This is a genomic window from Celeribacter sp., from assembly GCF_048259695.1.
In the GTDB taxonomy this organism is placed as follows: domain Bacteria; phylum Pseudomonadota; class Alphaproteobacteria; order Rhodobacterales; family Rhodobacteraceae; genus Celeribacter.
The window spans coordinates 412846-433110 of the sequence record NZ_JBLXHL010000002.1 but is presented as its reverse complement, the minus strand read 5'-3'; the positions used below and the strand labels follow the sequence as shown (position 1 = coordinate 433110).

Here is a 20265-nt window from a genome sequence, read left to right as displayed (position 1 = left end):
AATGCGCACGCTTCTTGCGCCTTGGTCGGCATTTGCGCTTATACGCGATTGCACTAGGTGTCTGTCACACGCAATGGAGGACGCTATGGGTTATCTTGAAAACGGCAACTGGAATGACGGGTGGTATGACACCGCCAAGACAGGGGGACGGTTCGAGCGTTCGACCGCGGGGTTTCGCAACTGGATCACAGCGGACGGCAGCGCAGGTCCGACAGGTGACGGCGGGTTCGAGGCCGAGGCGGATCGCTATCACCTGTATGTTTCCTACGCCTGTCCGTGGGCGCACCGCACGCTGATTTTTCGCGCCCTCAAGGGGCTTGGCGATCTCATCACCGTATCCGCCGTGCATCCCGATATGTTGAGCGAGGGGTGGACCTTTTCGACCGATTTCGACGGGGCCACGGGTGACGATCTGTTCGGGTTCGACTACCTGCGCGAGGTCTATACAAAGGCCGACCCCGGGGTCTCCGGTCGCGTCACCGTACCGATCCTGTGGGACAAAAAGCGCGGGACAATTGTGTCCAACGAAAGCTCGGAAATCATCCGCATGTTCAACACGGCCTTTAACGGTCTGACGGGCAATACCGATGACTATTACCCCGAGGCGCTGCGCCCGCGCATCGACGAGATCAACGACCGCATCTATAAAACCGTGAACAACGGTGTTTACCTTGCGGGGTTTGCCACGACACAGGCCGCCTATGACGAGGCCATCGGGCCGCTGTTCGACAGTCTCGACTGGATCGAGGGCATTCTGGAACAGAACCGCTACCTGACGGGCGACCGGATTACCGAGGCCGACTGGCGTCTGTTCACCACGCTGATCCGGTTCGATATGGTGTATCACGGCCATTTCAAATGTAACCGCAAACGGATCGCGGACTATCCCAACATGTGGGGTTACCTGCGCGCGTTGTATCAGATCGACGCGGTGAAAGAGACCGTGCGCTTCGACCACTTTGTGCGCCACTATTATTATAGCCATGACGTGATCAACCCGAACCGTATCGTGCCGATCACACCGCACATCGACTTTGACGCGCCACACGGGCGGGGTGAAATTTAACTTGCACTTCGTCGCAGGCACGGCAAAACACGTCGACATGACAACATGGATCACAATTTGCGAAACCTGCAAGCGCGACGACTGGTCGGAGCGCGGCATGGAGAAAACCGACGGCGAGGTGCTCGCCGCCGAGATCGAAGCACGTGCCGGAGCCGCAGGGGTCAAAACCCGCCGCGTGGCCTGTACGATGGGATGCGACCGCGCCTGTAACATCATTGTTCAGGGCGCGGACGCAGGCGGTGTGGCGAAGATGGGCTATTCCTTGGGCAAGTTCGACGGCACGCCCGAGGACGCCGCCGCCATTGTCGAATACGCCGCTCTGCACGCCGCCTCGCCCACGGGTCAGGTGCCGTTCCGCACATGGCCGCAGGGGGTAAAGGGGCATTTCGTGTCGCGCCACCTGCCGTTGCCATCCGCGAGCGACACATGAGCAAACACCGCGATCACGGCGGTGGGTTGGACGCCGCTGTGGCCCGCTATGGCGGCGAGAAATTCGACTGGATTGATCTATCGACGGGCATCAATCCCGTCCCCTACCCGCTTGGCACAATCGAACAGGACGCATGGACCGCCCTGCCCGATGCCGCCGCGCAAGACGGGTTGATACAGGCCGCGCGAGCCTTTTGGGATGTGCCGCACGAGGCCGCGATACTGGCCGCACCGGGGGCCTCGAGCCTGATTGCCCGCCTGCCGATGCTGTGGCCCGCGGGGCGCGCCGCAATCCGGACCCCGACCTATAACGAACACGCCGGCGCGTTCGAGGCCCACGGGTGGACCATCGGGGCCTCAAACGCCGACAAAGGCACCACCGTGCAGGTCGCCGTGCACCCCAACAATCCCGACGGGCGGATGTGGCACGCGGATGCCTTTACCGCACCTGTCACGATCATCGACGAAAGTTTTTGCGACATTGCGCCCGAGGCGAGCCACATCGCCCGCACGGCGCGCCCCGACACGATTGTGCTCAAGAGTTTCGGAAAATTCTGGGGCCTTGCGGGGCTGCGGTTGGGGTTTGCCATTGGCGCCCCCGATCTCATCGACCGCCTGTCGGCCCTGATCGGCCCGTGGGCGGTCTCCGGCCCCGCGTTGACCATCGGCCGCGACGCGCTCAAAGACCCCGACTGGGCCGAGGCCACCCGTGCCCGACTGGCCGAAGATGCCGCGCGTTTGGACGGGCTTGTCACCGCCAAGGGCGCGCGCCTTGTGGGTGGCACCCCGCTGTTTCGGCTCTATGAGGTGGACGACGCGCGGGCATGGCAAAAACGTCTCGCGCAGGGGCGGGTCTGGTCGCGTATTTTCCCCTATTCGGAGCGCTGGATCCGTCTTGGTCTGCCCGCGCCCGATGGATGGGCACAGGTGGAGGCCGCGCTGTGACAACGGCATTGGCGTTGGCATTAGCATTGGCGATGGTCCTTGATGCGGTTTCGGGCGAACCCGAATGGCTGTGGTCGCGCGTGCCGCATCCTGCCGTTCTCATGGGCCGTTTGATCGCCGCCGCCGATCGCAGCCTCAACCACGGCACGGCGCGACGCCTCAAGGGCGCGGTGCTTGTCGCGGGGCTTGTGGTGGCGATGTGGGCCATCGGGTGGGGCCTGTCCCATATCCCCTATGCCGAGGTGGTGCTTGGCGCGATTTTACTGGCGCAACGCTCGCTCGTGGATCATGTGCGGGCCGTGGCCAAGGGGGTGCGGGGCAGCCTTGCGGACGGGCGTATGGCCGTGGCCCAAATCGTCGGTCGCGACACCGCCGACATGGACGCCGCCGCCATTTCCCGCGCCGCCATCGAATCAGGGGCCGAGAATTTCTCCGACGGGGTCATCGCCCCTGCGTTCTGGTTCCTCGTCGCGGGATTGCCCGGTATTTTGATCTACAAGGCGGTGAACACCGCCGACAGCATGATCGGCTACCGCACCGAAAACTACGAGGACTTCGGCAAGGCCGCCGCACGTCTGGATGATGTGCTGAACTGGGTGCCTGCCCGCCTCTCCGCGCTGCTCATTGCCACCGCGAGCGGACGCATTGATGTCGCCGGAATCCCGCGCGATGCCAAGCTCCACCGCTCGCCCAATGCCGGATGGCCCGAGGCCGCGATGTCGCGCGCCCTTGGCGTGTCGCTGTCCGGGCCGCGCTCCTATGAGGGCAAAATGACGGACTTTCCGTGGGTTCATCCGGACGGGCGCAAATCCGCAGGGGCCGCCGATATTGACCGCGCGTGTCACGTGCTGTGGCGTGCGTGGGGTCTGACCCTCGCGATTGTGATCAGTCTCGCATTTACCTGACCGCCGCTTCGCCGGTACGCTCACGACACATTTGAACCGACAGGATCTTTCATGCGCCATATTGCCCTCGCCGCCTCGCTTGCCCTTTCCCTCGCCGCTCCGGCCACCGCCGAGATTGCCTGTGGCGGCAGCTTTGCCTCTTTTGTCAAAGGCATGAAAGCCGAAGCCCTCGCACAGGGCCATGACCGCGCCACCGTCGACCGCTTTTTCGCCTCCGCACAGCACAGTCCCGCCGTGATCAACGCCGACCGTGCGCAGGGCGTGTTCAAGAAATCCTTTATCGACTTTTCGCGGGCGGTGATCAGCCAGAACCGTATGGACAACGGGCGTCACTACGGCGCCAAATACCAATCGGTGTTTGACAAGATCGAGCGCGACTATGGCGTATCGCGCGGGGTGCTTTTGGCGTTTTGGGCGCTGGAGACCGACTACGGTCAGGTGCAGGGCAATTTCAACACGCTCAACTCGCTGATGACCCTGAGCCACGATTGCCGCCGACCCGAATTGTTCCAACCACAAGTGTTCGCGGCCCTTGAGCTGTTTGAGCACGGCGACTTCGATCCCGCCACCACCGTCGGCGCATGGGCGGGCGAGATCGGCATGGTGCAAATGCTGCCCGAGGACATCCTGAGCAACGGGGTGGACGGCGATGGCGACGGGCATGTGTCGCTCAAAACCTCCGCCCCCGATGCGCTTATGTCGGGGGGCAAAATGTTACAGTCTCTGGGGTGGCGTGCGGGAGAGCCGTGGTTGCAAGAGATCACGGTGCCGAGCGACCTTGACTGGTCCAAAACCGGCCTCGAGACCAAGCTGACGGTGGATCAGTGGGCGGACATGGGCGTGGCGGCGCGGGCGGGATCGCTTGGCGCGGGCGGCTTGCCTGCCTCGGTGGTTTTACCGATGGGGCGCAATGGTCCGGCCTTTCTCGCCTATCCAAACTTTGACGTTTATTTCGAGTGGAATCAAAGCTTTGTCTATGTGACCACCGCCGCCTATTTCGCCACCCGTCTGGAGGGGGCGCCGGTTTATAACGCGGGCAATCCAGACGCGGGGTTGAGTGATGACCAGATGAAACAGCTGCAAACCAAGTTGCAAGCGCGTGGCTACGATGTGGGTGACATCGACGGTATTCTGGGCGCGCGCACGCGGTCGGCGGTGCGCACGGAACAGGCCCGTTTGGGGTTGCCCGCAGACGCATGGCCCACGGCGGCGCTTTTGTCGAAACTGTAAACGCCCGCGCCGCCTACGCGACCATTTGCTCGGCCTTTTTGAGGTCGACGGAAACCAGTTGGCTCACACCCTGTTCCTGCATCGTGACGCCGTAAAGGCGGTCCATGCGGGCCATGGTGACGGCGTGGTGGGTGATGATCAAAAACCGCGTGTCGGTCTGGCGCGTCATCTCGTCGAGCATGTCGCAAAAGCGCGTCACGTTGGCATCGTCCAGTGGCGCGTCGACCTCGTCGAGCACACAGATCGGCGCAGGGTTGGCGAGGAACACGGCAAAGATCAGCGCAAGCGCTGTGAGGGTTTGCTCGCCGCCCGACAGTAGCGACAGGGTGGAGAGTTTCTTGCCCGGAGGTTGGCACAGGATTTCGAGACCCGCATCCAAAGGATCGTCGCTTTCGACCAGAGCAAGCTTGGCCTCGCCGCCACCAAACAGGTGTTTGAACAGGTTGCCGAAGCTTTCGTTGACCTGTTCGAAGGCGGTCAGAAGCCGTTCGCGGCCTTCCTTGTTGAGCGCGGAAATGCCGCTGCGCAGGGTTTTGATTGCCTCTTCGAGATCCTGTTTTTCGCTCACGAGCGTGTCATGTTCGACGCGGACCTCTTCGCTGTCCTCCTCGGCGCGCAGGTTGACCGCGCCAAGGCTGTCGCGCAGACGTTTAAGGCGGTTCACATCCACCTCGATCGCGTCATGGCCCGGGATTTTTTCAGGGTCGATGTCCAACTCGTCCAACAGCGCCTTGGGTGTGGTTTCCAGTTCCTCGCGGATCCGCGCCACGGCGGCCTCGACGGTTTCGCGGGCGGCGTCACGGCGGGCCTGAGTGGCGGCGCGGGCCTCGCGGGCCTCCGATGCGACACGTTCGGCCTCGCGTTCGGCATTTACCCCGTCACGCAGCGCGGTCTCGGCCTCGGCCAGAGCATCGGCGGCGGCTTTGCGGCGGGTCTCGGCCTCGGTGATTTTGTCCATCAGGCCCTCACGGCGCGCGGCAATCTCGGCGGGTCGGGCGCCGGCGTCATGCAATTCGGCCTCCGAGGTTTCTTTGCGCCCGTTCAATTCGGCAATGCGTTTTCCGGCGGTTTCGAGGCGGTGTTTCCACCCCGAGAGTTCCTTGACCACCTCTTGGCTGCGCCGCGTGCGGGCCTCGCCCTCGCGGCGGATTTCATCGTGCGCGGAGCGTTTGGTCATCATGGTGATCCGCGCGGCCTCGACGGTCAGTTTGACCTCCTCGATCTTGTCGCGGGCGAATTGCAGATCGGGCAGGGCCGACAGGGCCTGTTGCGCCTCGTCCAGTCGGGTTTGCGCCGCGCGGGCCTCCTCATCGTGGCGCGACACGGCCAGTCCAAGGTTCTCGACCTTGCCCTCTGCGAGCGATTTTTCGTTCTCGGCCCGTGACAGGGCCCGCGCGGCCTCCGACAGGGCGCGGTCGGCCTCACGGCGGGCTTCGCGGGCGGATGTGTCGACCTCGGTGAGGCGCAGCAACTCGGCCTTGAGGTGTTCGTGGGCGTGGATCGCCCCCGCGGCCTTGGCCTCTTCGGCCACGGATTCCTGTTTGAGCGTCTCAAGGCGGTTGAGCTGTTGCAGGCGCAGTGCGGCGGCGGAGGGCGCATCCTCGGCCCCCGCACGGTAGCCGTCCCACCGCCACATGTCGCCCTCAACGGAGACAAGCCGTTGACCCGGTTCAAGGTCGGCCTGAAGCCGCGCGCCGTCCTCGGCCTTGACCAACCCGATCTGGCCGATACGGCGCGACAGGACGGCGGGGGCCTCGACATAATCGTGCAGCGGCTCGACGCCCATCGGCAGGTCTTGTTCATCGGGGTAATCGGGCAGCGTCACCCATCCAGAGGCCTGATAGGCCTCGATCGCGGGTTGGCGCAATTCATCGGCAAGCGCGGCGCCAAGCGCCTTTTCGTAGCCCGATGTCACCTTGATCAGGTCAAGCACCTGCGTGCCTGCGATCTGGTCGCGGTCGAGCATTTTGGCCAACGCCGCCACTTCGGCCTTGAGGGCGCCAAGTTCGCCCTCGGCCTCGGAACGCGCCGCGCGGGCCTGACTTTCGCGGGTGTGGGTTTCGGTGCGGTCCTCGTCGGCGGCAATCAATGCGGCCTCGGCCTCCTCGGCGCGAGCGGCCGCGATGTCCTGATCCATACGGGCCTGCGCAAGCGCTGCGCCCGCGCGCTCCAATGTGGCCTTTGCCTCGTCCACGGAGGCCCGCGCACGGTCGGCCTCGCCGCGTCCGCGATCCAGCGTTTTGCGGTTGTCCTCGACCAGACGGTTGGCCGATTGGTGACGGGCGGCCAGACGCGCCACATCCTCGGTCATCTCCGACAATTGCGTCTCGCGATCCTGCAACACCTCGTTGGCCTCGGTGGCGCTATAGGCGGCCTGTTCCAAACGCGGGCCGTGGCCCTCGGAGGCCTTGAGCAACTCGCGCTGCTCCCATTCGAGACGGTCGATGGTTTCGCCTGCGTCTTTGTTCAGCTGCTCCTCGCGGGCCATGTCGGCCACCAGTTGGTCGATGCGCCGCGTCAAGGTGCCGATCATCTCTTTGGCGCGGGTCTCTTCCTCGGTCAGTTGATCGCGCTCGACGGTCAGGCGTTGCAACACGGCCGCCGCAATCGCCTCTTCCTCGCGCAGGGGGGGGAGCGCCGCCTCGAAGGCCTCGCGGCGCGTGGTGGCCGCACGGGCGAGGCGTTCGGCCTCGGAGGCCTGTTTGAGGCGGGTGCGCAACAGATCGTCGGCCTCGGCGCGGGCCTGATCGGCATCCCGCCACCGGCGATAGAACAACAGCCCCTCGGCATGGCGCAACTCGGTGCCGATTTCGCGGTACCGCGCGGCCTGACGGGCCTGACGGGCGAGCGAGGCGAGCTGTGCGGCCAGTTGTTCAATCACATCATCGACGCGGGCCAGGTTGGTTTCCGCGCCTTTGAGTTTCAACTCGGCCTCATGGCGGCGTTGATACAGACCCGAAATCCCTGCGGCTTCCTCAAGGATGCGACGGCGGTTTTTCGGCTTGGCGTTGATCAGTTCGGAGATTTGCCCCTGACGGACAAGCGCGGGCGAATGCGCCCCCGTGGAGGCATCGGCGAACAGCATAGAGACATCGCGGGCGCGGACGTCTTTGGCGTTCACCTTATAAGCGGAGCCTGCGTCACGGGTGATGCGGCGGATGATTTCGACGCTATCGCTTTCGTTGAAGCCCGAGGGCGCGAGGCGCTCGGAGTTGTCGATCATCAGCGCCACTTCGGCAAAGTTGCGGGCCGGACGCGACGAGGCCCCCGCAAAGATCACATCCTCCATGCCACCGCCGCGCATCGCCTTTGGACGGTTTTCGCCCATGACCCACCGCAGGGCTTCGAGCAGGTTGGATTTGCCACAGCCATTGGGACCGACCACACCCGTGAGCCCGTCCGCGATCACCAGATCGGTCGGGTCGACAAAGCTTTTGAAGCCGTTCAATCGCAGGCGGGTGAAACGCAAGGGGACCCCTTTGCCGCTGATTCCATTAGGGGGCGAGTTTTTGCCCTTGGGGCGGGCCTGTCAATGCCACCCTCCCGATATCTGGAGGCCGCGCCCGAGTTATCCACAAGATATCGTTGGGGTTCGGGGCGTATCGGGCAATATTATTGCGCTGCGGCATGTTAAACCTTGACCCCACCCCCCCTCAGACGCCAAATGGGGCCGCTAAGGTTCCCCGCACATGCCGCCAAGCGGCAGGGGAGAATTGGGAATTCGGTGCGAGCGACCCACATCGGGGTTCAAAACCGGAGCCGCCCCCGCGACTGTAAGTGGCGAGTAGGCTGTCGATTGACCACTGGAGCAACCGCTCCGGGAAGGTGACAGCGCTGCGTTGACCCACGAGCCAGGAGACCAGCCTTGCCTCATATCAACCCGCCGTCGGGGATGACGGCTCAGGAGGACTTAAAATATGCATATCGAACCCGGACTCGTAACTGGCGCGAAACTCGCCCTCTCTGTTGTCACGGCTGTTGGCGCGGCAGGCTTTACCGTCAAGCACGCATGGAACGCCGTCAAGGAAAGCGGCGTCACATCGCTCGCGGCACGCTCCGCACTGGCCATGATCGCCACTGTGTTCGCATTCCAGGTGTTGCCCCACGCCCCTGCGGGCGTCTCGGAAGTTCACTTTATCTTCGGTTCTACGCTGTTCTTGCTGTTCGGGGCCGCGCCTGCGGCAATCGGACTTGCGCTTGGCCTTTTGGCTCAAGGTATGATTGTCGAGCCGATTGACCTGCCGCAATACGGCATGAACGTCACAACGCTTCTCGTGCCGATGTTTGCAATCAAAATGGTTGCGGACCGGATCATTGCGCCAAACACGGCCTATGCGGACGTGACCTATAAACAGGCGCTCGCGCTGTCCACGACCTACCAAGCGGGCGTTGTGGCATGGGTCGGATTTTGGGTCACCTACGGCCACGGTTTTGGCGCAATGGGCGAGATTGCCACATTCGGCGCGGCCTACATCGCCGTGATCGCCATCGAGCCGTTCGTCGACCTCGGTGTCCTTGCAGGGGCCAAGGCGCTCAAGGGTCTGGGCCGGACCGGCCTTGTGTCGCCGCGCACGTTCAACGCCGCGTAATCGCCCCACATTCAAACGTATCGCGCCGGGGCCTCACCGCTCCGGCGTTTTCACGTAAAGGACACCAACATGGCTGCCAAAATTCCTGCTACCGTCGTTACCGGTTTTCTGGGCGCGGGCAAAACCACTCTCATCCGTCACATGCTTGCCAATGCAAACGGCAAGCGCATTGCGCTGATCATCAACGAGTTCGGAGATCTGGGCGTGGACGGCGATATCCTGAAGGGCTGCGGTGACGAGACCTGCACAGAGGACGACATCATGGAGCTGTCGAACGGCTGTATCTGTTGCACCGTGGCCGATGATTTCATTCCCACCATGCAAAAGCTGCTCGCGCGCGAGAACAAACCCGATCACATCGTGATCGAGACCTCCGGTCTGGCGCTGCCGCAACCGCTTGTACGGGCGTTCAACTGGCCCGAGATTTCCACCAAGGTCACCGTTGACGGCGTGATTACCGTGGTCGATGGCAAGGCCGTGGACGAGGGCGTGTTCGCCCATAACGTTGCCGCCGTCGATGCCCAACGCAAGCTCGACGAGAACCTTGATCACGAGACCCCGTTGTCGGAACTGTTCGAGGACCAGATTGCCTGTGCCGACATGATTGTGGTGAACAAGGCCGATCTGTTGGGCGAGGCACAGGCAGACGCGCTTGTGGCCAAGCTCAAGGCAGAGGCCCGTAGCGGCGTTCAGGTAGTGCGCGCCGCGCATGGCGCCCTGCCCGTGGATGTGTTGCTCGGTCAGGGCATTGGCGCCGAGGCCGACATGGCGGGACGCGACGAGGTGCATCACGGCCACCATCATCACGACGATGATGATCACGACGACCACCACGATGACGACCACCACCACCACGACCATGATCACGACGACTTCGAAAGCTTCGTGGTCAGCCGCGATGAGGTCAGCGACCCCAAGGCCTTTGCCGCACAGATCGCCGATGTGATCCGCGCCCATGGCATTTTGCGCCTCAAGGGGTTTGTGGCCGTGACGGGCAAGCCGATGCGCCTGACGGTTCAGGCCGTTGGCCCGCGTGTCGATCACTATTTTGACCAACCGTTCGGGGCCAACCCGCGCGAGACCCGTCTGGTTGTGATCGGTCAGGCCGGTCTGGACCACGCCGCGATTGACGCCGCTTTGAAAGCTTGACGCCATGATTATTGTCGAACTTGGAAACCCGCTTGACCCGCAACCTGCCGCCCTTTTGGCGCAGGCCCAGGCATTGCAGGCGGAGATTTATGACGAAGAACACAATCACGCCCTGCCCACGGATGCGCTTGCCGCCGATGACGTACGGTTCTTTATCGCGCGGGAGGGCGACGTGGTGTTGGGCGTTGGTGCCTTTAAAATCTACGGGACCTACGGCGAGGTGAAATCCATGTTCACCTCACCCGACGGACGCGGCAAAGGCATCGCGGGCGCCCTGATGCGGGCGGTCGAGGACATGGCCCGCGACGAGGGGTTGACCGCGTTGAAACTGGAGACAGGCGACGAACTGGACGCCGCCTGTCGTCTGTATGAGCGCCACGGGTTTACCCGCTGTCGGGCCTTTGGCGATTACGAGAACAACGGCGTTTCCGTGTTCTACGAAAAGGCGCTTTAGTCCGCCTTTTTGGTCGCTGCCGCTTTCATACGGGCGAGCAACTCGGCCTTCGGGGCCGCTTTGCCATAGGGGTTTTTTGACGACCCTTTAGCGTTGTGTTCCGCGTGACGCGGGGCATTTTTGCCGATCTTCGGCGCGCCTGATTTACCATAGTCCATGAGATCACCTTTCGGGGTTTTCTCGCTGATGCCGTAAACCGCGCGGCTTTTCAAGGAGAGACAGATGCATCTGTTGGCCGCCACCCCCGGATCGATCGACGATGGCAACGAGGCCTTCGACCTCGGCCAGTCCCCTGCGGACCTTGTGGTGATCTCCGCCGCCGATACCGAACTGGCCGCCCTGTCCCATGCGCGGGCGGGTCTGGACACGCCGCCATCGCTGCGCCTGTCGCAACTGATGCACCTGCGCCACCCGATGTCGGTGGATCTGCACCTTGACGATTGCGCCACCAAATCGCGCATGGTCATCGCGCGGGTTCTGGGCGGATCGGGCTATTGGACATACGGGTTGGAGCAATACGCCGCACGGCTTCACGAGGCGGGCATTCCGTTTGTGGCGCTCCCCGGCGATGACAAGCCGGACGCGGAACTGGCAGGGTTATCAACGGTTTCGTCACAGGACTATCACGCGCTTTGGGCCTATCTGGTGGAGGGCGGTCCCGACAATGCGGCGGCGTTTCTGAGCTATGCGCAAGCGATGTTGGAGGGCGGTGAAAAACCCGCACCTGCTGCACCGCTGTTGCGTGCGGGGGTCTATTGGCCCGCCAAAGGCGTGTGCGATCTGGACACCGCACGGACGCACTGGACGCAGGGCGCACCTGTTGTGCCGATCACCTTTTACCGTGCGTTGGTACAGGGGGCGGGCCTTGCGCCGGTTGATGCATTGGTGGCTGCGCTGATCAAAAAGGGGCTGAACCCCCTGCCCGTTTTTGTGGCCTCCCTCAAAGACCCGATTTCGGTCGCCACACTGGAGGGGCTGTTTTGTGATGCCAGACCCGATGTGATTCTCAACTGCACCTCCTTTGCGGTCGGCACCCCTGACAAGGCCGGCAACAATCCCTTGGCGGCCGCGTTCGCCAATGAGGCACCGGTGTTTCAGGTGGTTCTTGCCGGCTCGTCGCACGCGGTATGGGACACGGGGCTGACGGGGCTATCGGCACGGGACATCGCGATGAATGTGGCGCTACCCGAGGTCGACGGGCGGGTATTGACCCGCGCCGTATCGTTCAAGGGCGAGGCCTATTTCGACGCTGAGACCGAGTGCGCCATTGCGACCTATCAGGCGGACCGGAACCGTGTAGATTTTGTCGCGGAGCTTGCGGCAAACTGGGCCACGCTGCGTCACACCCCGCCCGCAGACCGCAAGGTCGCGCTGATCCTCGCCAACTACCCGAACAAGGACGGGCGGCTCGCCAACGGGGTGGGCCTTGATACCCCCGCGGCGACGGTGAACACGCTCGGCGCACTGGCGGATGCGGGCTACGGCGTCACGGACATTCCCGAAGACAGTGACGCGTTGATGGCGCAGATCCTTGCGGGGCCGACCAACTGGTTGACCGATCGCAGCGCGAGGCACGGTGGCGTGCGGATGCCCCTTGCCGCCTACCGCGCGTGCTATGATGCGCTGCCCGAACAGGTCCGCACACAGATCGAAGAGCGGTGGGGCGCGCCCGAGGCGGATCCGTTTTACGGCGCGGGCGGTTTTGCCCTCTCGGTCCTGCGGTTCGGAAATGCCGTGGTCGGCATTCAGCCCGCACGCGGCTATAATATCGACCCGACCGAGACCTATCACGCGCCCGATCTGGTGCCGCCGCACAACTACCTCGCCTTCTATTTCTGGCTGCGTCACGCGTTTGGGGCGCATGCGTTGGTCCATATGGGAAAGCACGGCAATCTGGAGTGGCTGCCCGGAAAGGCGCTTGCCCTGTCGCGGACCTGTTTGCCCGAAGCGGTGATGGGGCCGATGCCGCACCTTTATCCGTTTATCGTGAACGATCCGGGGGAGGGGACACAGGCCAAACGCCGCGCACAGGCCGTGATCATCGACCACCTCACCCCGCCGCTGACCCGCGCCGAGACCTACGGGCCGCTGCGCGATCTTGAGGCCTTGGTGGACGAGTATTTCGAGGCGGCGGGGGTTGATCCGCGCCGGATTGACGCGCTGCGCAAAGAGATTTTGAGCCTGAGTGCCGTGACGGGACTGGACCGTGACGTGGGCATGACGGGCGAGGATGAGGATAGCGATCTGGGCAAGCTCGACGCCTATCTGTGCGAGTTGAAAGAAGCGCAAATCCGCGATGGTCTGCACATCTTTGGCACCGCCCCGACAGGGCGGCTTGCCCGTGATCTCGCGCTTGCTTTGGTGCGTGTGCCACGCGGCGACGGGACGGGGAAAGACGCATCTTTGGTGCGGGCTCTGGCGGTGGATTTCGGGCTCGGGTTCGACCCGCTTGATTGCGAGATGGCGCAGACATGGACCGGTCCGCGCCCCGATGCCTTGGCGCGTATTATGGACGGCACATGGCGCACCAATGGCGATACGGTCGAGCGGTTGGAGGCGTTTTGCGCCGCGCTTATGGATGACGGCACGCCCGCCGCCGGCCCCGCGTCCCAAGCCGTTCTGGATCATTTGCGCGACCATGTTTTGCCAACCGTTGCGGCCTGTGGCCCCGCCGAGATGGACGGGCTGTTGTGCGGATTGGATGGCCGGTTTGTCCGTCCCGGCCCGTCCGGTGCGCCGACCCGCGGGCGCTTGGACGTGCTGCCCACGGGGCGCAACTTTTTCTCCGTCGATGCCCGCGCGGTCCCAACGCAAACCGCGTGGAGCCTCGGGTGGAAATCGGCCAACCTGTTGATCGAACGCCACCTTCAGGATCAGGGCGACTGGCCCCGTGCCATGCTCGTCACCGCGTGGGGGACGGCCAATATGCGCACGGGCGGCGATGACATTGCACAGGCGCTTGCCCTGATGGGGGTCAAACCGACGTGGGATACGATGTCGCGCCGCGTGACGGGGTTCGAGGTGCTGCCCGCGTCCGTGTTGGGGCGTCCGCGTGTTGATGTGACGCTGCGCGTGTCGGGATTTTTCCGCGATGCCTTTCCGCAACTCATTGCCTTGGTCGATAGTGCGGCGCGTGCGGTGCAAGAGATGGACGAGAGTGAGGCGGACAATCCCGCCGCCGCCCGCGCCCGGCGCGGCGAAAGCACGGCACGGGTGTTCGGGTCCAAACCGGGGGCTTATGGCGCGGGGCTTCAGGCGATGATCGACGAGCAGCTTTGGGGCGACCGCCGCGACCTTGCCGATGCCTACCTCGAATGGGGGGGCTATGCCTACGGCGCGGGGCGCGAGGGCGTCAAGGATCGCGCCGGGTTCGAGGCCCGATTGGGTCAGGTCGAGGCGATTGTCCAAAATCAGGACAACCGCGAACACGATCTGTTGGACAGCGACGATTATTATCAGTTCGAGGGTGGCGCGGCATCCGCCGTGGCGACGCTACAAGGGCAGGATCGCCCGATTTACCACAACGACCATTCGCGCCCCGACCGTCCGGTCATTCGCACGTTGGACGAGGAAATCGGGCGGGTGATCCGGTCGCGGGTGGTGAACCCGAAATGGATCGATGGCGTCAAGCGCCACGGCTACAAGGGCGCGTTCGAAATTGCCGCAACGGTGGATTATCTGTTTGCCTTTTCGGCCACGACACGCGCGGTCAAGGATCACCATTTCGACCTCGTTCACGCCGCCTTTATCGAGGACGACGACACGCGGGCGTTCATCGCGGATCACAACGCACCCGCGCTTGCCGAGATGGCGCAGCGGTTGTTGGAGGCGATGGATCGCGGGCTGTGGACGCCACGGTCGAACTCGGCGCGGGCCGCCCTTGAGGCGCTCGCATAGGCGGCGTTAGATCGGGCAATCCAGTTCGGCTTTGACCAAGGCCTGATCGCCGATGAGCGAGCCCGCCTTGATCGGGCAACCCGTGACGCGGGTGATTGCAATCGCGGCCTTGGCGACGATGGCGGTGCGCGATGGCGGTGGGACCATGACGTTTATGCGGTGCGCCTCGACGCGGTCGCCGCCGCCCATTTGGCGAAAGATGCGAAATGTCGCGCCCTCCACCACCACGGGTTGGGGCGTGATCAGAACCTTGCCGATTTGCGGGCTGTCCAGAGCGCAGGCCGTCAAAGCCGTCAGGCCAAGCGCCACGATGAGGGCACGGGGGACAGATGATTTGACAGGGGCGATGTGTTCCATGCCCTACCGTGGTAAATCTTGGTTACGAAAAGGTTAACGTTGGCCGGCCCGCAGCACAATCTGCTCACAACAGGTTGGATGCGCCCGTTTCCAACACATCGACCGTATCGCCAAGCACCACCGTACCGGCCTCTTCGACGACCGCGTTCTGGCCGAAAATAATGCGCCCCCGCGCGGATCTGTGCAGCTTGCCAAGGGTCGCCAATGGTTCATGGCGGTCGGTTTGCACTCCGGTATCGGGATCTTGTGTGGTCATCACGCAACGCTCACAGGGCTTGACGATCCGCAGCACGGTCGACCCGATCCGGATGCGGCGCCACGTATCCTCGGCCCACGGCGCGATGTCACCCTCGATCACCAGATTGGCGCGGAACCGGCGCATTTCGAACGTCTGGCCCGCAGCCTTGTTGAGCGCCATCAGGGAGGCTTTGGTGGTGATCAAAATCGGGTAGCCATCGGCAAATCCGGTGAAATGCGGCGTGATGCTATAGGCCGTATTTACAGCGCGCAGGGGCCGGTCGGGAAAATAGGCCAACCGCACTTCCCGGCCAAGGGCGGACGACAAAAAGCTCGCCGCGAAATTCCCCGCGTCCTCGACGCCTTCGATCCGGTTCGAAAAGACAAAGGCCGTGGTCTCGGCTCCCTTCGGGAGAGCAATCTCAAGGTGGCCGCCATCGTGGGAGATGGAAATCCCGTCCTCGATCTCGACAACGGAGATCCGCGACAGTTCGGGAAGCTCGCGCCGCGTTGCAACAGCGCCGGTTGGATACAAAACCGCCCAACGCCGATCCCCCTCCACACCCATAGACCCGACAGTCCGCGCGGCATGATCCGTCGCAGGCAGGCTTTTGACGGGATAGGTCGATATTTTGGAAAGTTTCATGGCGCTCCACACTGTCCGGCCCAAGGCCAATCGCGTTTTGACCTGAAGTAAGTCTAAAAATGATTAAAATGCAATGTAGCTTTTTCGACTGGTCAGGGGCTATATCAGCAATCCCCCGACAAACATAGACCTGTGCGGCACGTCCCCTACGTCAAACGACATCGCACCCGCCCACTTGATCCAGATCAAGGTGCGCATACATCTCTTGTTATATTCGAATTACTGAATGTGATTTAGGAGATCCGAAATGAAAACCTCGAAAGCAAGCGAGAGCTATGTGCCGCTCTACTTTTTGAGCTCCGTGGGGGCCGGTGGCCTTGCCGTGACGTTTTTTATGTACCTGATGTTCTGGGTCCCCCACCCCGGCCGTTCGGTTCCCGTGTTCGAAGACATCATGGCGGCATGGGCCACGGGCGGCACCGCCCTTAAATTCGCTATCTTCGTTGCGGTGGCGGGCATCGCCGTCTTTGTCTACCTGAACCTCAAATCGCTCTTTTGGAACCTGTCCCACTACGCGCAGTTCAAGAAAACCGAGCGCTATACAAAGCTGCGCACATCGAACGCGGAAACCACGCTCCTCGCCATGCCGCTCGCCCTTGCCATGTCGGTCAACGGGTTGTTCATTGCGGGTCTTGTGTTCGTGCCGGGGCTGTGGAGCATCGTCGAATACCTCTTTCCGCTCGCGCTGATCGCGTTCGCCGCGATTGCTTATAACGCCCTGAGCACCATCGCCGATTTCCTCGGCCGCGTGCTGTCCAAAGGCGGCGTTTTTGACGTCACGGCGCACAACTCGTTTGCGCAACTGTTGCCCTCCTTTGCGCTGATTATGGCCGCCGTCGGATTTTCCGCCCCCGCCGCCATGTCGACACAGCCGTGGATTGTCGCCATTTCGGTGATCGGTTCGACCCTGTTGGGCACCGCCGCCGTGATCTATGCGCTGCTTGCGGTTGTCACCGCCTTCAACTCGATGCTGCACTACGGCACCTCCGAAGAGGCCGGTCCGACATTGTTGATCATCATCCCCTTCGTGACCATTTTCTCCATCATGTTCATGCGTCAGGACCACGGATTGCACACCACCTTTAACGGCCACTCGACCGATGCGGATACATTGATGTTCCTTGCCAAAGGCCTCTCGATCCAACTCGTGTTCCTTGGTCTCGGCCTGACCGTGTTGCGTCGTCAGGGCTATTTCAAAGACTTCGTGTTCGGCAACAAAACCTCCGCAGGGTCCTATGCGTTGGTTTGCCCCGGCGTTGCGCTCTCGGTTTTGATGCAGTTTTTCATCAACAAGGGCCTCGTGGCGGCGGGCATGATCGACAAATACGACACCACCTATTGGGTGATCACCGCCATCGCCATCGCATTCCAGTTCGCCATGGTCGCACTGGTGTTCCGCCTGAACACGCAACACTACGGGGCACACACCCCCACCGCCATACCCGCTGAATAATCCCTTCCCAGCGGTTTCAAAGGGCGCGTCTCGTGTGGGGCGCGCCCTTTTCGCGTCGATGCGTTTGCGCCCTTGATGCCGCCCCGCTCCGCTGCGACTATAGCACCGAAGGGAGAGCGGCATGGTCATTCATTTGGGACTGTTTTTGGGATTTCAGCTTTTGGGCGAAATCATCGCACGCGTGTTCGCGCTGCCCCTCCCCGGCCCTGTGATCGGGATGGTGTTGCTTGCCGTGCTGTTGCTGATCCGCCCGACCATCGGCAAAAAGATCGAAGGCACCGCCGCGACCGTGCTGTCCTACCTGTCGCTTTTGTTTGTCCCTGCGGGTGTCGGCATTGTCCAGTATCTCGACCAGATGTCCGAGATCGGCCTGCCCCTCGCCGCCGCCCTTACGGGCTCGACCATCCTTGCGATTGGCGCGGGGGCGCTGACGTTCAAATATGTGGGCCGCGCCATGGGACAGCCTGACGAGACACCGCAATGACCGATATTCTCGACATCTGGTCCTATCTGGCCGAGGGGCAATTGCTATGGCTCACCGCCACGATCATCGCGTTTCTCATCGGTGACGGGTTGTTCCGGCTGTCGGGCAACAAGCCCTATGTGAATCCCGTGCTGATTTCGATGGTGCTTCTGTCGACCCTGTTGACGCTGACCGACACCAGTTACCGCACCTATTTCGAGGGGGCGCAGTTCATTCACTTCTTGCTCGGGCCTGCGACCGTCGCCTTGGCCGTTCCGTTGTGGCAGAACTGGCAAAAGGTGAAATCCGCCGCCGTGCCATTACTGGCCGCGCTCTTTGTCGGGTCTTTTGTCGCAATGGCGGCGGCCGTGGCCATCGGGGCGGCGATGGGGTTACGGGGGGATGTACTCTTGTCGCTTGTTCCCAAATCCGCCACCTCCCCCGTGGCCATCGGCGTGGCCGAAGCCATCGGCGGGCTGCCGACCCTCACCGTGGCCCTTGTGTTGATCACCGGCGTGATCGGCGCGATTGTCACCACGCCCGTCAACAACCTGCTTGGCATACGCGACTATCGCGGACGCGGCTTTGCCACCGGCGTCGCCGCCCACGGCATCGGCACCGCCCGTGCGTTCGAATGCCACGGCACGGCGGGGGCCTTTGCCGGAATTGGCATGGTGCTCAACGCCATTCTCACCGCGCTTCTCGCGCCCATCTTTGTGCAGATTTTTCTCTAAGGAACGCCCTATGACCGAGACCAACGACCACGCGCGTCACGCCACCAAAATGGCCAAAAAGAAAGTCGCCCGCGATAAAATCATGGCCACCAAGATCGACGAGAAAGGTCTGATCATCATCCACACGGGCAAGGGCAAGGGCAAATCCTCCGCCGCGTTCGGGATGATTTTCCGCTGTATCGCGCATGAGATGAAATCAGGCGTTGTCCAGTTCATCAAGGGCGGGATGGATTGCGGCGAGCGCGATCTGATCACCGCAAAGTTCCCCGAGTTGTGCGAATTCTACACAATGGGCGAAGGATTTACGTGGGAAACCCAGGACAAGGCCCGCGACATCGAGATGGCACAAGCCGCATGGGAAAAGGCAAAGGAGCTGATCCGCAATCCCGAGAACCGCATGGTTTTGCTCGACGAGATCAACATTGCGCTGCGCTATGACTACATCGACGTCAATGACGTGGTGGCGTTTTTGCAGGCCGAAAAGCCACCCCTCACCCATGTTGTCCTCACGGGGCGCAACGCCAAGGAGGAGCTGATCGAAATCGCGGATCTCGTCACCGAAATGGAACTGGTCAAGCACCCGTTCCGCGCAGGCATAAAAGCCCAGAAAGGCGTCGAGTTCTAAGGGCGCCGTCCCGTTACAGGCTCGCCTCAACCCGAAACGCCTCGGGGATGGCATCACGCCCCTCAAGGACCAGATCAATCAATCCACGGGCGGCGAGCGGGGCCATCCCGTAGCCAATCTTGAACCCGCCATTGGCGATGAAATGCCCCGTGCGCCCGGGCCACGCGCCCAACATCGGCGCACGGGATTTGGCACGGGGGCGCACGCCCGCCCACCGTTTGATCTCGCGGGCGTGGGCAATCTGCGGCATCGCCGCGATGGCGCGGGCCAAAAGGTCATCGGCCAAGGCATCGGTTTGATCGGCGCTGTCGAATTCGCGCTCCGAGGTCGATCCAATCGCGGTTGTGCCATCCTTGTGCGGGATGATGTGCAGGCTTTCGGCGTAGATTTGCGGTGAGGTCCGCATGTCAAAGTCGAGCAGGATTGCCTGTCCCTTGACGCCGCTTCCGACCTCGCGCCCGAAAGCGGCGTTGAGCGCTTGCAGCCCCGCCCAACCGCTTGCGTGGATCACCGCGCCATCCTCGAGCCCCTCGCGCAGCACCTCACCGCCCAAGGCCGTTATGGCCGCGGCAAGTGCGGCACAGGCACGGGCGGGATTGAGTCGCGCGGACAGGTCGTCGAAAATCCAAAATCCCGTGGGGCTGTCGGGCACCCATCCGGCAAACCGCGCCGCCACATCGTCCGCGTCCAGAACCGACCACGTGGCCATGCCGCGCCACAGCGCCACCGCATCGGCCGTGCGCTGATGCGCCAGATCCAGTTGACGCGCGTTTTGCACCGCTTGCAGCCGTCCCGTTCGACCATAGCCCGACGAGACGCCGCCCGTTTGCTCAACTGCGGGCCAATGGTCACGGGCCATGATCAGGCTGTTGAACTGGAACTCTTTCTTGTCGTTCCACCGCTCGGGCGTGTGGGGGGCAAGCGCGCCGACCACGCCGCCCGATGACCCTGCACCGACGCCAAAGGGGTCAATGACCCGCACCTTTGCGCCCCGTTTTGCCGCCTCATATCCGCATGACAGGCCAAAGGCGCCCGCCCCGTAGATCGTCATATCCGCTTTGCCCATTTGCACTTTTGCCCATTGCA

At 62.7% G+C, this 20265-nt stretch carries 18 protein-coding genes and 1 riboswitch; of the genes, 13 read left to right on the top strand and 5 right to left on the bottom strand.

Annotated elements, in window-relative coordinates; all coding sequences use genetic code 11:
* Window positions 1-85: 85 nt before the first annotated feature.
* The 5 genes from ACN0Q0_RS05620 to ACN0Q0_RS05600 are packed head-to-tail and all read left to right on the top strand — an operon-like array spanning window position 86 to window position 4575.
* On the top strand, window positions 86-1066 hold the full coding sequence (locus ACN0Q0_RS05620) for a glutathione S-transferase family protein (protein ID WP_417242392.1): 981 nt from the start codon (window positions 86-88) through the stop codon (window positions 1064-1066).
* A 37-nt stretch (window positions 1067-1103) separates the two neighbouring features.
* A complete protein-coding gene (locus tag ACN0Q0_RS05615) occupies window positions 1104-1496 on the top strand; it encodes a DUF1636 family protein (protein ID WP_417242391.1) in 393 nt (130 codons plus the stop codon).
* Window positions 1493-2440: a threonine-phosphate decarboxylase gene (locus ACN0Q0_RS05610; RefSeq protein ID WP_417242390.1), complete on the top strand. Its 948-nt coding sequence runs from the start codon at window positions 1493-1495 to the stop codon at window positions 2438-2440. Before ACN0Q0_RS05615 ends, ACN0Q0_RS05610 begins: the two co-directional genes overlap by 4 nt.
* Window positions 2437-3345 carry an adenosylcobinamide-phosphate synthase CbiB gene (gene cbiB, locus ACN0Q0_RS05605; protein WP_417242389.1) on the top strand — a complete coding sequence of 303 codons (909 nt, stop codon included), beginning with the start codon at window positions 2437-2439 and terminating at the stop codon, window positions 3343-3345. Before ACN0Q0_RS05610 ends, cbiB begins: the two co-directional genes overlap by 4 nt.
* 51 nt (window positions 3346-3396) lie before the next feature.
* Complete coding sequence (locus ACN0Q0_RS05600; protein WP_417242388.1) at window positions 3397-4575, top strand: lytic murein transglycosylase; 1179 nt, start codon at window positions 3397-3399, stop codon at window positions 4573-4575.
* 13 nt (window positions 4576-4588) lie between these two features.
* Here the strand turns inward: ACN0Q0_RS05600 and smc are convergent, their stop codons facing one another.
* Entirely contained in the window at window positions 4589-8044 is a 3456-nt protein-coding gene (smc, locus tag ACN0Q0_RS05595) for a chromosome segregation protein SMC (RefSeq protein ID WP_417242387.1), read from the bottom strand.
* 190 nt (window positions 8045-8234) lie between these two features.
* Window positions 8235-8458, top strand: a riboswitch (cobalamin riboswitch).
* 34 nt (window positions 8459-8492) lie between these two features.
* Between smc and ACN0Q0_RS05590 the strand changes: the two genes are divergently transcribed.
* The 3 genes from ACN0Q0_RS05590 (at window position 8493) to ACN0Q0_RS05580 (ending at window position 10767) form a co-directional block, all read left to right on the top strand.
* Complete coding sequence (locus ACN0Q0_RS05590) at window positions 8493-9164, top strand: energy-coupling factor ABC transporter permease (protein WP_417242386.1); 672 nt, start codon at window positions 8493-8495, stop codon at window positions 9162-9164.
* Window positions 9165-9233: 69 nt separating this feature from the next.
* Window positions 9234-10313: a cobalamin biosynthesis protein CobW gene (cobW, locus tag ACN0Q0_RS05585; RefSeq protein WP_417242385.1), complete on the top strand. Its 1080-nt coding sequence runs from the start codon at window positions 9234-9236 to the stop codon at window positions 10311-10313.
* 4 nt (window positions 10314-10317) lie between these two features.
* Window positions 10318-10767 carry a GNAT family N-acetyltransferase gene (locus ACN0Q0_RS05580; RefSeq protein ID WP_417242384.1) on the top strand — a complete coding sequence of 150 codons (450 nt, stop codon included), beginning with the start codon at window positions 10318-10320 and terminating at the stop codon, window positions 10765-10767.
* On the opposite strand, the gene ACN0Q0_RS05575 is transcribed toward ACN0Q0_RS05580, so the two are convergent.
* Window positions 10764-10925, bottom strand: coding sequence for a hypothetical protein (locus ACN0Q0_RS05575; protein WP_417242383.1), 162 nt, complete (start codon window positions 10923-10925; stop codon window positions 10764-10766). The genes ACN0Q0_RS05580 and ACN0Q0_RS05575 overlap by 4 nt on opposite strands.
* A 64-nt stretch (window positions 10926-10989) precedes the next feature.
* On the opposite strand from ACN0Q0_RS05575, the gene cobN reads away from it, so the two are divergent.
* Window positions 10990-14664 (top strand): cobaltochelatase subunit CobN, encoded by a 3675-nt coding sequence (gene cobN / locus ACN0Q0_RS05570; RefSeq protein WP_417242382.1) that lies wholly within the window; start codon window positions 10990-10992, stop codon window positions 14662-14664.
* A gap of 6 nt (window positions 14665-14670) precedes the next feature.
* Here the strand turns inward: cobN and ACN0Q0_RS05565 are convergent, their stop codons facing one another.
* A complete protein-coding gene (locus ACN0Q0_RS05565) occupies window positions 14671-15021 on the bottom strand; it encodes a hypothetical protein (RefSeq protein ID WP_417242381.1) in 351 nt (116 codons plus the stop codon).
* Window positions 15022-15085: 64 nt separating this feature from the next.
* Window positions 15086-15904, bottom strand: coding sequence for an MOSC domain-containing protein (locus ACN0Q0_RS05560; RefSeq protein WP_417242380.1), 819 nt, complete (start codon window positions 15902-15904; stop codon window positions 15086-15088).
* A 247-nt stretch (window positions 15905-16151) separates the two neighbouring features.
* Here ACN0Q0_RS05560 and ACN0Q0_RS05555 point away from each other — a divergent pair, with 247 nt between their 5' ends.
* From ACN0Q0_RS05555 to cobO, 4 genes are all read left to right on the top strand, one after another.
* The gene (locus ACN0Q0_RS05555) at window positions 16152-17357 is read left to right on the top strand and encodes a TsoY family (seleno)protein (RefSeq protein ID WP_417242379.1); all 1206 of its coding nucleotides are present in this window, start codon (window positions 16152-16154) and stop codon (window positions 17355-17357) included.
* 121 nt (window positions 17358-17478) lie between these two features.
* Window positions 17479-17841: a CidA/LrgA family protein gene (locus ACN0Q0_RS05550; RefSeq protein ID WP_417242378.1), complete on the top strand. Its 363-nt coding sequence runs from the start codon at window positions 17479-17481 to the stop codon at window positions 17839-17841.
* Entirely contained in the window at window positions 17838-18554 is a 717-nt protein-coding gene (locus ACN0Q0_RS05545; protein WP_417242377.1) for an LrgB family protein, read from the top strand. Before ACN0Q0_RS05550 ends, ACN0Q0_RS05545 begins: the two co-directional genes overlap by 4 nt.
* Before the next feature lie 10 nt (window positions 18555-18564).
* Window positions 18565-19179, top strand: a complete 615-nt coding sequence (gene cobO / locus ACN0Q0_RS05540) for a cob(I)yrinic acid a,c-diamide adenosyltransferase (protein ID WP_417242376.1) — start codon at window positions 18565-18567, stop codon at window positions 19177-19179.
* 13 nt (window positions 19180-19192) lie between these two features.
* Here the strand turns inward: cobO and ACN0Q0_RS05535 are convergent, their stop codons facing one another.
* Window positions 19193-20245 (bottom strand): NAD(P)/FAD-dependent oxidoreductase, encoded by a 1053-nt coding sequence (locus tag ACN0Q0_RS05535; RefSeq protein WP_417242454.1) that lies wholly within the window; start codon window positions 20243-20245, stop codon window positions 19193-19195.
* Window positions 20246-20265: the final 20 nt, after the last annotated feature.

Bases quoted from the DNA above. Each gene is read 5' to 3' on its own strand.
- cobN (WP_417242382.1), top strand. From the start codon at position 10,990: ATGCATCTGTTGGCCGCCACCCCCGGATCGATCGACGATGGCAACGAG.
- ACN0Q0_RS05620 (WP_417242392.1), top strand. From the start codon at position 86: ATGGGTTATCTTGAAAACGGCAACTGGAATGACGGGTGGTATGACACC.
- ACN0Q0_RS05550 (WP_417242378.1), top strand. From the start codon at position 17,479: ATGGTCATTCATTTGGGACTGTTTTTGGGATTTCAGCTTTTGGGCGAA.
- cobO (WP_417242376.1), top strand. From the start codon at position 18,565: ATGACCGAGACCAACGACCACGCGCGTCACGCCACCAAAATGGCCAAA.
- ACN0Q0_RS05565 (WP_417242381.1), bottom strand. From the start codon at position 15,021: ATGGAACACATCGCCCCTGTCAAATCATCTGTCCCCCGTGCCCTCATC.
- ACN0Q0_RS05535 (WP_417242454.1), bottom strand. From the start codon at position 20,245: ATGGGCAAAGCGGATATGACGATCTACGGGGCGGGCGCCTTTGGCCTG.
- ACN0Q0_RS05555 (WP_417242379.1), top strand. From the start codon at position 16,152: ATGAAAACCTCGAAAGCAAGCGAGAGCTATGTGCCGCTCTACTTTTTG.
- ACN0Q0_RS05610 (WP_417242390.1), top strand. From the start codon at position 1,493: ATGAGCAAACACCGCGATCACGGCGGTGGGTTGGACGCCGCTGTGGCC.
- cobW (WP_417242385.1), top strand. From the start codon at position 9,234: ATGGCTGCCAAAATTCCTGCTACCGTCGTTACCGGTTTTCTGGGCGCG.
- ACN0Q0_RS05580 (WP_417242384.1), top strand. From the start codon at position 10,318: ATGATTATTGTCGAACTTGGAAACCCGCTTGACCCGCAACCTGCCGCC.
- ACN0Q0_RS05545 (WP_417242377.1), top strand. From the start codon at position 17,838: ATGACCGATATTCTCGACATCTGGTCCTATCTGGCCGAGGGGCAATTG.
- ACN0Q0_RS05575 (WP_417242383.1), bottom strand. From the start codon at position 10,925: ATGGACTATGGTAAATCAGGCGCGCCGAAGATCGGCAAAAATGCCCCG.
- ACN0Q0_RS05590 (WP_417242386.1), top strand. From the start codon at position 8,493: ATGCATATCGAACCCGGACTCGTAACTGGCGCGAAACTCGCCCTCTCT.
- ACN0Q0_RS05615 (WP_417242391.1), top strand. From the start codon at position 1,104: ATGACAACATGGATCACAATTTGCGAAACCTGCAAGCGCGACGACTGG.
- ACN0Q0_RS05600 (WP_417242388.1), top strand. From the start codon at position 3,397: ATGCGCCATATTGCCCTCGCCGCCTCGCTTGCCCTTTCCCTCGCCGCT.
- ACN0Q0_RS05560 (WP_417242380.1), bottom strand. From the start codon at position 15,904: ATGAAACTTTCCAAAATATCGACCTATCCCGTCAAAAGCCTGCCTGCG.